Origin of the sequence: Actinomadura soli (genome assembly GCF_005889715.1) — a bacterium.
GTDB classification, from domain to species: domain Bacteria; phylum Actinomycetota; class Actinomycetes; order Streptosporangiales; family Streptosporangiaceae; genus Spirillospora; species Spirillospora soli.
In genome coordinates this window covers 1-9863 of the sequence record NZ_VCKW01000285.1, presented here as the reverse complement: position 1 = coordinate 9863, position 9863 = coordinate 1, and the positions used below count along the sequence as shown (strand labels likewise).

Genomic DNA, 9863 nt, shown 5'->3' with positions numbered 1-9863 from the left:
GACAGGGCCTGGTCGTGGTTGAGGACGACCGTGCCGTCGGCGGAGAGGCCCACGTCCAGCTCGATGGCGTCCACGCCCAGGTCGAGGGCGTGGGCGAAGCCGGGAAGGGTGTTCTCCGGGCGGAGGCCGCGGGCGCCGCGGTGGCCGTGGTTCTCGACGGGCACGGGGTTCTCGACGGGCACGGGGTTCTCGACCGGCACGTCAGACGAGGGGACGGAGGGAGAGCGTCTGGTCGCGGCCGGGGCCGACGCCGATCGCGGAGATGCGGCAGCCGGACATCTCCTCCAGCGCGCGGACGTACGCCTGCGCGTTCTTGGGGAGGTCCTCGAACTTCTCGGTGCCGCTGATGTCCTCGCGCCAGCCGTCCAGGTACTCCAGGACGGGCTTGGCGTGGTGGAACTCGGTCTGGGTCGTGGGCAGCTCGTCCGCGCGGACGCCGTCGATCTCGTAGGCGACGCACACCGGGACGCGGTCCAGGCCGGACAGGACGTCCAGCTTCGTGAGGAAGTAGTCGGTGATGCCGTTGACGCGGGTGGCGTAGCGGGCGATGACGGCGTCGAACCAGCCGCAGCGGCGGTCGCGTCCCGTGGTGACGCCGTACTCGCCGCCCGTCGTGCGCAGGTACTCGCCCTGCTCGTCCAGCAGCTCGGTCGGGAAGGGGCCCGAGCCCACGCGGGTCGTGTACGCCTTGATGATGCCGATCACGCGGCTGATCTTCGTGGGGCCGATGCCGGAGCCCGCGCACGCGCCGCCCGCCGTCGGGCTGGACGACGTCACGAACGGGTAGGTGCCGTGGTCGAGGTCGAGCAGCGTGCCCTGGGCGCCCTCCAGCAGGACGACCTTGCCGTCGTCCAGCGCCTCGTTGAGGACGAGCGTCGTGTCGGCGACGAACGGCTTGAGCCGCTCCCCGTACTCCACGTACTCCTGGACGATCGGGCCCGTCTCGATGCGGCGCCGGTTGTAAACCTTCGTCAGGACCTGGTTCTTCTCGCGCAGCGCCAGGTCGAGCTTCTGGGTGAGGATGTTCGGGTCGAACAGGTCCTGCACCCGGACGCCCATCCGGTTGATCTTGTCGGCGTAGGTGGGGCCGATGCCGCGTCCGGTGGTGCCGATCCGGGCCTTGCCCAGGTAGCGCTCGGTGACCTTGTCGAGGGCCCGGTGGTGCGGCATGATCAGGTGCGCGTTCGCCGAGATCAGCAGGCGTTCGCAGCTCACCCCGCGGTCGCGCAGGCCGTCGATCTCGTGCAGCAGCACGGCCGGGTCGATGACCACGCCGTTGCCGATGACCGGGACGACGTCGGGCGACAGCACCCCGGACGGCAGCAGGTGCAGCGCGTAGCTCTGGTCGCCGATGACCACCGTGTGCCCGGCGTTGTTGCCACCCTGGTAGCGGACGACGTAGTCGACGTCCCCGCCGAGCAGGTCTGTGGCCTTGCCCTTGCCCTCATCTCCCCATTGGGCTCCGACAAGAACGATGGCAGGCATGCCACTTTTCCTTCCCACGACGAAGGCCCCGGTCGCCGCAAGCGCGCGAAGGGGCCTCTTGCGATCAAAGCGTACCCGCACCTGGACGGCAAGAAAACCGGAGGCGAACGTTCGCGCCGGTCAGGAGGCGGCGCGGCGGGGCCAGTAGTTCTCCGCGAACAGCCGGGCGACCAGCTCGCCGCGGCTGGACACGCGCGTCTTGGCGAACACGGCCTTGACGTGGTCGCGGACGGTGTGCGGGGAGATGACCAGCTCGGCGGCGATGTCGCCGGTGGACAGCCCCCGCGCGACGAGCTGGGTGATCTCCAGTTCGCGGGCGGACAGCCCGTAGGCGTCCGCGATGATCGGCGCCATGTCGGAGCCGGCGGCGGGCTGGACGACCACGGCGGTCGGGCCGGGCCTGCCGTCCGGGCCGTCCGTGCAGGACGCGTGGCAGACCAGCCATTGGCCGTCGCGGGTGCGGATCCGGATGCGGGCGGCTCCGCGGTCGTGTTCGGCGGCGACGGCGCGGGCCTGCGCGGCCGTCCCGACGAGCCAGACCGGCAGGGGCGGGCCGACCGGGGACGGGGTCGTCGGGCCGTCCGGGAGGCGGGCGAGGTGGTGGCGCGCCTCGTCGTTGATCGAGATGGGCGTCCCGGACGGGTCGAACAGGATCAGCCCCGGGTTCTGCTCCTGCGGCGCCGCGGGGGACGGCACCGGCCGGACGAGTTCCCGGAGCCGTCCCGCCAGCGGCGCTGACAGGCTCGCGACCAGGGAGATCTCGACGGGTCCGAACGGTTCGCGGCCCTTCTCGCGGAACAGGCTGACGACGCCCCACGGCCGGTCACCGCTCCGCAGGACGGCGCGCAGTTCGTCCCCCACGCCCTGGCGGCCGAGGAGCTTGCGGTACTGGGCGCTGCGCGCGGGCAGGCCGCCGGTGCTGGCCACGAGCCCGGCGGCGGGGACGGCGGCGCGGGCCAGCTCCCGGAACGGGATGACGGTCTCCTCCAGGAGCGCGCACTCCCAGTAAGCGAAGCACTCCTCGCCGCGCCCGAGGTTCTCCACCCGCATCGGCGCGGTGATCAGCCCGGTCTCCGGATCGGTCGCCGACCACGCGGCGGCCTGGAAGCCCACGAGCCTGCGGAGCCGGGCGGACGCGCCGCCGAACAGGTCGGACGCGTCGCGCGCGTGCGCCGCCCGGTCGAGGAGGGCGCGCCTTTCCCGCTGGTCGATCACGGATCCAGTCTGCCCGGCGGACGGCGGCGCGCGTACCCCTCAGCTGGGGGATCCGGGGCCGGGGGCGTCCCCCGGCCGGAGGGATGGGACGCGCGCGGCGGGGCGGCGAGGCTCGGCGGCATGGAACTAGCGATCATCGGGGCGGGCGCCGCGGCCGTCGGGCTGCTGGACGCTCTGGACCCCGCGGCGGTGACGTCCGTGACCGTGTTCGACCCGGCGCCGGTGCCCTGGCGCGGCCGTCCCTACCAGGACGATCTCGACTCCGTGCTGGTCAACGCCCCGCCGGAGATCATGTCGATCCGGTTCGGAGACCGGGACCACTACGCGCGCTGGCTCCGCGGGCACGCATCCCCCGGGGTGTATGCCGACGAACGGCTCGGGCGGCCGATCCCGCCGCGTGCCGTGTACGGCCGATACCTCGAAGACACCGCCGAGGCCGCCCTCACCCGCTTCGGGCGGGCGGAGGTGATCCGGACGGCGGTGACCGGAGTGTCCTTGGACGAGCGCCTGACCGTGCGGACCGCGGACGGACGCCTGCACCGCGCCGACCAGGCCGTCCTGTGCGTCGGCGGCGGAACGCCCCTCGACCACTACGGCCTGGCGGGTGCGCCCGGTTTCGTCCCCGACCCGTACCCGCTGGAACGCACCCTCGCCGACATCCCGCCCGGACGGGACGTCGCCGTCATCGGCGGCGGCCTGACCGCCGTCGACATCGTGGCGTCGCTGGCCGCGCGCGGGCACACCGGCAGGATCAGCCTGGTGTCGCGGAGCGGGACGCTCCCGTACGTCTGGCAGCGTCCGGTCGAAACGGGCATCCGGCACCTGACGCCCGAGCACCTGCGATCACTGGACGGGCCCGTGACGCTGGGACGGCTCACCGGCCTGATCCGCACCGAGCTGGCGGAACGCGGCGAGAGCTGGGACGACCTCGCCGCATGGATCACCGCGACGGCGAGCCGGCGCCCGGCCGATAGCCTGCGGGAACAGCTCGCCATGGTCGACGATCCCGGCCTCGGGCGGCGGATCCTCCAGGAGGCCGCGCACACCGCCGGGGCCGTCGCATGGCGGCTGCTCCCCGTCCCCGACCGGGAACCGCTCCGCACCCGCCACTTCCGGACGATCACCGGCCTCGTCTCGCCGATGGTCCCCGGCAACGCCGCCGTCCTCCTGGACCTGTTCGACGCGGGGACGCTGGAGTCGCTTTCCGGGATCGAGAAGATCGAGGCCGGAAACGGGTTCCGGGTCGCGCACGCGGCGGGCGAGCGCACCGCCGATGTCGTGATCAACGCGGTGAACCCGCCGCCGCACGCGATTCCCCGGGCGGCGGAACGGCTCGTCTCGTCCCTGCTCGGCCAGGGCGCCGCCCACCATCCGGACGGCGGGCTCGTCACCGATCCGGGCACCGGCCGGATCGTCGTCGGTGGCCGTCCCGACCCGCGGCTGCACGTGGTGGGCGACCTCGCGGGCGGCGGGCCGTTCCTCGTGTCCGGCATTCCGGGAGTGGCCGCCCAGGCGCACCGGACGTCCCGGTCGATCACCCGGGAAGCGGCTCCGGCTGGTGGCGGAGGGGTCAGGAGGCGTTGAGGGTGTCGGCGGCGGTCTCGCTGCTGTCGCGGAGGAAGGTCTTGCAGCGTTCGGCTTCGTCGTCCTCGCCGATGGCGGCGGCGGCGCGGCCGAGGGCGTGCAGGGCGCGCAGGAAGCCGCGGTTGGCGGCGTGCTCCCACGGGATGGGGCCTTGGCCCCGCCAGCCGGCCCGGCGGAGCTGATCGAGGCCGCGGTGGTAGCCGGTGCGGGCGAACGCGTACGAGTCGATGACGCTGCCGTTCGCGAACGCGCGGTCGGCCAGCTCGGCCCAGGCGGCCGGATAGTCGGGGTGGCGCGCGGCGACTTCGAACGGGTCGACGCCGTTCTCCAGGGCCGTGCGGGCCTCGGTGTTGTCCGGCAGTTCGGTCGGAGGCACGCCGCCGAGCAGGTTCTGGGTCATGCGGGTCATCGTAAGCAGGGCTGTCATGTCCGTATCAACCCGGGTCACCGCAGGTGACCGGCCCCGCCGCCGCGACGCCCGCGCGGATCAGGCCGGCATGGGGAGCGGGAGCTGGAAACGTGCGGCGGCGCCGTCCCTGGTCGGGTGCGCCGCGGGCCAGCCGTGCCGGACGAAGAGGATGCCGCCCCGGTTGGTGAGCGTGACGTCCGCGCCGAACTCGGTGATGCCGCGGCGTTCGGCCAGCTCACCGAGGCGGGCGACCAGCGCGGTGCCGACGCCGTGGCGCTGCCACGGGTCGGTGACGAGCACGGCGACGTCGGCGCACCACGGCCGCTTCGTGAGGCGGACGTACTCGGCGCTGCCGACGATCTCGTCGCCGTCCAGCGCGACCAGGGCCTCGCGGTCCCAGTGGTCGAGGGCGTCGAGCAGGCGGAGGTAGTGGTCGGGGATGCGCGGGGTTCCGGAGAAGAAGCGGGTGTAGAGGCTGGTGGCGGACAGCCGGTCCGACATCCGGCGGACGCCGTCGCGGTCGGCGAGGCCGTACGGGCGTACCAGGATCCGGCGGCCCCCGGCGCCCGGACCTGCAAGTTGCTTCATAAAACTCATTGGACCGCAAAAGGTTTTGTGAAGCAACTCAATAGGTGTCAGGCGGCCGGGCCCGGCCGGGGCATCACGTCGCCGGGTCCCAGGATCGCGCCGCAGGAATCGCAGGTGAAGCGCGGGGTCAGCGTGCCGTCGCAGCCGCGGTGGCCGATGATCAGCGGGGGCCCCTCGGGCGCGTAGTGCCGGTCGCCCCACATCATCAGCGTCATCACGGCGGGCCAGAGCTCCACGCCCTTGCGGGTGAGCCGGTATTCGTACCGCTCCGGACGCTCCTGGTACGGCACGCGGCGCATGATGCCCTCGTCGCACAGCCGGACGAGCCGGTCGGTGAGGACGTTGCGCGCGACGCCGAGCTCGTCCTGGAAGTCGTCGAAGCGCCGCACGCCCTGGAAGGCGCTGCGGATCACCAGCATCGTCCACCGGTCGCCCACGACCTCCAGGGACCGCGCGACCGAGCAGTTCTGTGACTCGTAGTTGCGGGGTAGTGCCACGCTCCCGACACTACCCAAGTTTCATGAAACAACGCACACGTCCACCCCGGGACGATGCCCCCGCATCGCCCGTCTGACCTGCACGCTCCCCGCCGCCCCCACGTTCCGGGCCGACGCCGTCACGCTCACCGCACCGCCCCCGCGGCGAGCGTGACGACCTAGTGCGAGCCAAACGAGAGCGAACCCGTTACTTCAGCTTCTGGCCCGCGGACTGGAGGCTCTCGCACGCCTCCACGACCCGCGCGGCCATCGCGGTCTCGGCCGCCTTGCCCCACGAGCGCGGGTCGTACTGCTTCTTGTTGCCGACCTCGCCGTCGACCTTCAGCACGCCTTCGTAGTTGCGGAGCATGTGGTCGGCCACCGGACGGGTGAACGCGTACTGGGTGTCGGTGTCGATGTTCATCTTGACGACGCCGTACGACACCGCCTCGCGGATCTCCTCCAGCGTCGAGCCGGAGCCGCCGTGGAACACCAGGTCGAACGGCTTGTCCTTGCCGTGCTCGGCGGCCACCGCGTCCTGGATCTCCTTGAGCACCTCGGGACGCAGCTTCACCGAGCCCGGCTTGTACACGCCGTGCACGTTCCCGAACGTCGCCGCGAGGATGTAGCGGCCCTTCTCGCCCACACCGACGGCCTCGGCGGTCGCGAGCGCGTCGCCGGGCGTCGTGTACAGCTTCTCGTTGATCTCGTTGGCGACGCCGTCCTCCTCGCCGCCGACGACGCCGATCTCCATCTCCATGATGATCCGCGCCTTGGCGCACTCGTCGAGGAGCTCGGCCGCGATCCGCAGGTTCTCGTGCAGCTCGACCGCGGACCCGTCCCACATGTGCGACTGGAACAGCGGCTCCTCGCCGCGCGCCACCCGCTCCTGCGAGATCTTGATCAGCGGGCGCATGAAGCCGTCCAGCTTGTCCTTCGGGCAGTGGTCGGTGTGCAGGGCGATGTTCACCGGGTACTTGGCGGCCACGACCCGGGCGTACTCGGCGAGCGCGCTCGCGCCGACGACCATGTCCTTCACCGTGGAGCCGGACAGGTACTCGGCCCCCCCGGTCGACACCTGCACGATCCCGTCGCTCTCGGCCTCCGCGAAGCCGCGCAGCGCCGCGTTCAGCGTCTGGCTGGACGTCACGTTGATCGCGGGGAAGGCGAAGCCGTCCCGCTTCGCTCGGTCGAGCATCTCCGCGTAGGTCTCGGGCGTTGCGATGGGCATTGGTCAGCGTCCTTTCATACGCAGTGAACGTCGTCATCCGGCCTGTCGCCAGAGTTCTCGCCGGCGCGGCGCCGCCGGATCAGGACGTTCAGGTGTGCCGCCGGGCGTCCAGCGGGCGGTAGCACCCGGATGTCCGCATACCCAAGCACGAGCCAAGGTCACGCGGTTTTCCGGGTCGGGCATGCCGTCCGCGCTCAGTATCTCGCCTAATCGGAGCGTGTGGAAAGGTACGCTCGCGGTGTGGATCTCTCGACCCTTCCCCTCGACATCACCGAGTGGCTGCACCCGCAGGCGTGGCTGCAGCTTTTCGGCACGTTCGCGACGATCGGCGTCCTCGCGATCATCTTCGCGGAGACCGGACTGCTGTTCGGCTGCATCCTGCCGGGCGACTCGCTGCTGTTCACGGCGGGGATCCTCACGGCGGTCTCGACCATCAACGGCGAGGAGTTCCAGCCGCTGTCGCTGCCCTGGCTGCTGATCGGCGGCCCGATCGCGGCGATCGCCGGCGCCCAGTTGGGCCACTTCCTCGGGGCCCGCTACGGCCGCAAGCTCTTCGATCGTCCCGACTCCAGGATCTTCAAACGCGAGTGGGTCGAGAAGGCCGAGTACTACTTCACCCGATTCGGTCCGGCCAAGGCCGTGGTTCTGGCCAGGTTCATCCCCATCGTCCGGACGTTCCTCAACCCGCTCGCCGGGATGCTCGGCATGAGCACTCGCCGGTTCTTCATCTGGAACTGCGTCGGCGCCGTCGTCTGGACCGACAGCCTGTTCCTCCTCGGTCACTTCCTCGGCTCCGAGGTTCCCGGCGTCGAGCATTACATCCTGCCGGGCGTCGCGGTGATCCTCGTGCTGTCGGTCATCCCGATCATCCGAGAGGTCCTGAAGGGCCGCAAAGCGGACCGGGGTCCAGATAAGAATGACCCCGAAGAGTCACGTCCGTCGCTCAGCGGTGACAGTTATCGCTAACCTCCCCATGTGGGACGTCATCGGTCGGACCCTAGGGGTCTCGCGCGCATACTGATCGCGGCTGTCGCCGTGATGGCCGCCTTGGCCCTTCTCGTCGGCGGAGGCATGGCTCTGGTCAATGCGCTCACCGGCGAGCCCGAACAGAAGGGCCCCTCGTCGAGCGCGAGCCGCCCGGCCGCCGAGGACACCGGCGGTGATCCGTCCCCGGAGACAGCGTCGTCGCCGACGGTCGCGCTGCCGCTGGTGATCCGCGTGACCGGCCCGGCGACCTACGTGGTCGTGCGTGTCGCCGACACCGGCGGCAAGGTCCTCACCCAGGGCACGCTCAACCAGGGCGAGACCCGCAACTACAGGGAGGCGCCGCTGCAGGTCGTCGCGTACAACGGCGGCGCGCTGCAGGTCGTCATTCATGGCAAGGTCCAGCCGCAGAAGCCGGACGGTCAGCGCGGCGAATGGTTCGTCAAGGCCCGGCGCGGCTAGTCCAGCCCGAGGTCGGCGACGTCGTAGGGGTGCCGGTAGGCGAGGCCCTCTTCGGCGATGCGCCCGGCGGCGCCGCGCTCCAGGATCGTCGCGACCGCCACGACCTCCGCGCCCGCCTCCCGTAGCGCCTCCACCGCGGTGAGGACGGACCCGCCCGTCGTCGACGTGTCCTCGACGGCGAGCACCCGGCGTCCGGCCACGTCCGGGCCCTCGATGCGGCGCTGCAGCCCGTGCGCCTTGCCCGCCTTCCGGACGACGAACGCGTCCAGTGCCCGTCCGCGGGCCGCCGCCGCGTGCAGCATCGCGGTCGCCACCGGGTCGGCGCCGAGCGTGAGCCCGCCGACGGCGTCGTAGTCCAGGTCGGCGGTCTCGTCCAGCATGACCCGTCCGACCAGCGGCGCCGCCGACCCGTCCAGCGTCACCCGCCGCAGGTCCACGTACCAGGACGCCCGCTTCCCCGAGGACAGCACGAAGTCGCCGTGCACCACGGCCTTGTCCTTGATCTTCCGCAGCAGCTCATCACGATCGCTCACGTGAAGAACCCTATTGCCGCCGTGTACGGTGCCCGGCATGACGCCGGGAACGCTGGTCCTGCTGCACGAGCCGAACGCCACCGCGGCCGCCTGGGGCGACCTGCCCGAGATGCTCCGCTCGTACGGCCTGGACGTGATCGCCCCGGACGTCCCGGACGACACCGGCCCCCGCTACATCGCCCGCGTCTCCCTCACCATCACCGCGACCGACCCCGCGCCCCCGCTCGCCCTGGCCGCGCACGGCACCGCCGGCCCCTTGCTCCCTGGCATCGCCCTGGCGCAGCGCGCGGCGCACCGTCCGATCGCCGGCTACGTCTTCATCGACGCCGACCTGCCGCGCCCCCTGCGCCACGACCACGAGTCGCCGCAGAACGACGTCCCCATGCCCCCAGATTGGCCGGAGGCGCCCTGCGGGTACCTCCGCACCCATTCGGACCGCACCGCCTCCTCCGACCACGACCAGGCGGTCAGAGAAGCCCGCCTCCGCGGCTGGCCCGTGACCGAACACGAACCCCCGACCGCGGTGGCCCAGTCCCTGAGCGAACTCCTCATGGAGCTATAAGCCCCACGCACACCGTCCCCTGGACGAGTCACACCACGGGTCCCTGGACGAGTCACACCACGGGTCCCTGGATGATTCACACGGCGATCCTTGGACGGTCGCTCGACCGTGACGGGGGTTCCAGGGGGTCGCCCCCCTGGGAAACCAGGCCGTGACGGGGGTTCCAGGGGGTCGCCCCCCTGGGTAGATCACGCGTTTTTCAGGAGGTCGTCTAGGAGGGCGTCGTAGTCGTCTTCGCTGCGGCCCAGGTCGATGCGGGCGCGGTAGCGGAGGCGGAGGAGGGCTTCGAGGCTGTCCTCGGCTATGGCGACGTCGTCGGGGCCGGGGGTGAGGG

At 71.6% G+C, this 9863-nt stretch carries 12 protein-coding genes; 4 read left to right on the top strand and 8 right to left on the bottom strand.

Annotated elements, in window-relative coordinates:
- The 3 genes from ETD83_RS35190 to ETD83_RS35180 all read right to left on the bottom strand — a co-directional run.
- Window positions 1-200, bottom strand: a 200-nt coding sequence (locus ETD83_RS35190) for a glycerophosphodiester phosphodiesterase family protein (protein ID WP_268920534.1), incomplete at its 3' end; no start/stop codon positions are given.
- 1 nt (window position 201) lies between these two features.
- The gene (locus tag ETD83_RS35185; protein ID WP_138649528.1) at window positions 202-1485 is read right to left on the bottom strand and encodes an adenylosuccinate synthase; all 1284 of its coding nucleotides are present in this window, start codon (window positions 1483-1485) and stop codon (window positions 202-204) included.
- A 120-nt stretch (window positions 1486-1605) separates the two neighbouring features.
- Window positions 1606-2700: a response regulator transcription factor gene (locus tag ETD83_RS35180; protein WP_138649527.1), complete on the bottom strand. Its 1095-nt coding sequence runs from the start codon at window positions 2698-2700 to the stop codon at window positions 1606-1608.
- A 120-nt stretch (window positions 2701-2820) separates the two neighbouring features.
- On the opposite strand from ETD83_RS35180, the gene ETD83_RS35175 reads away from it, so the two are divergent.
- On the top strand, window positions 2821-4284 hold the full coding sequence (locus ETD83_RS35175; RefSeq protein WP_138649526.1) for an FAD/NAD(P)-binding protein: 1464 nt from the start codon (window positions 2821-2823) through the stop codon (window positions 4282-4284).
- Here ETD83_RS35175 and ETD83_RS35170 read toward each other — a convergent pair.
- The 4 genes from ETD83_RS35170 to fbaA all read right to left on the bottom strand — a co-directional run bounded on the left by ETD83_RS35170 (window position 4271) and on the right by fbaA (window position 6988).
- A complete protein-coding gene (locus tag ETD83_RS35170; protein ID WP_138649529.1) occupies window positions 4271-4693 on the bottom strand; it encodes a DUF3151 domain-containing protein in 423 nt (140 codons plus the stop codon). The two genes, ETD83_RS35175 and ETD83_RS35170, sit on opposite strands and share 14 nt — an antisense overlap.
- 78 nt (window positions 4694-4771) lie before the next feature.
- Window positions 4772-5281, bottom strand: a complete 510-nt coding sequence (locus ETD83_RS35165; RefSeq protein WP_230421391.1) for a GNAT family N-acetyltransferase — start codon at window positions 5279-5281, stop codon at window positions 4772-4774.
- A 47-nt stretch (window positions 5282-5328) separates the two neighbouring features.
- Window positions 5329-5778 (bottom strand): winged helix-turn-helix transcriptional regulator, encoded by a 450-nt coding sequence (locus ETD83_RS35160; RefSeq protein ID WP_138649524.1) that lies wholly within the window; start codon window positions 5776-5778, stop codon window positions 5329-5331.
- 187 nt (window positions 5779-5965) lie between these two features.
- Window positions 5966-6988, bottom strand: a complete 1023-nt coding sequence (gene fbaA, locus ETD83_RS35155; RefSeq protein WP_138649523.1) for a class II fructose-bisphosphate aldolase — start codon at window positions 6986-6988, stop codon at window positions 5966-5968.
- A 240-nt stretch (window positions 6989-7228) separates the two neighbouring features.
- Between fbaA and ETD83_RS35150 the strand changes: the two genes are divergently transcribed.
- Both ETD83_RS35150 and ETD83_RS35145 read left to right on the top strand, forming a co-directional pair.
- Complete coding sequence (locus tag ETD83_RS35150; protein WP_138649522.1) at window positions 7229-7954, top strand: DedA family protein; 726 nt, start codon at window positions 7229-7231, stop codon at window positions 7952-7954.
- 105 nt (window positions 7955-8059) lie between these two features.
- On the top strand, window positions 8060-8434 hold the full coding sequence (locus ETD83_RS35145; RefSeq protein ID WP_230421390.1) for a RodZ domain-containing protein: 375 nt from the start codon (window positions 8060-8062) through the stop codon (window positions 8432-8434).
- On the opposite strand, the gene pyrE is transcribed toward ETD83_RS35145, so the two are convergent.
- Window positions 8431-8967 (bottom strand): orotate phosphoribosyltransferase, encoded by a 537-nt coding sequence (gene pyrE / locus ETD83_RS35140; protein ID WP_138649520.1) that lies wholly within the window; start codon window positions 8965-8967, stop codon window positions 8431-8433. The genes ETD83_RS35145 and pyrE overlap by 4 nt on opposite strands.
- A 37-nt stretch (window positions 8968-9004) precedes the next feature.
- Between pyrE and ETD83_RS35135 the strand changes: the two genes are divergently transcribed.
- The gene (locus ETD83_RS35135; RefSeq protein ID WP_138649519.1) at window positions 9005-9529 is read left to right on the top strand and encodes a hypothetical protein; all 525 of its coding nucleotides are present in this window, start codon (window positions 9005-9007) and stop codon (window positions 9527-9529) included.
- Window positions 9530-9863 lie beyond the last annotated feature (334 nt).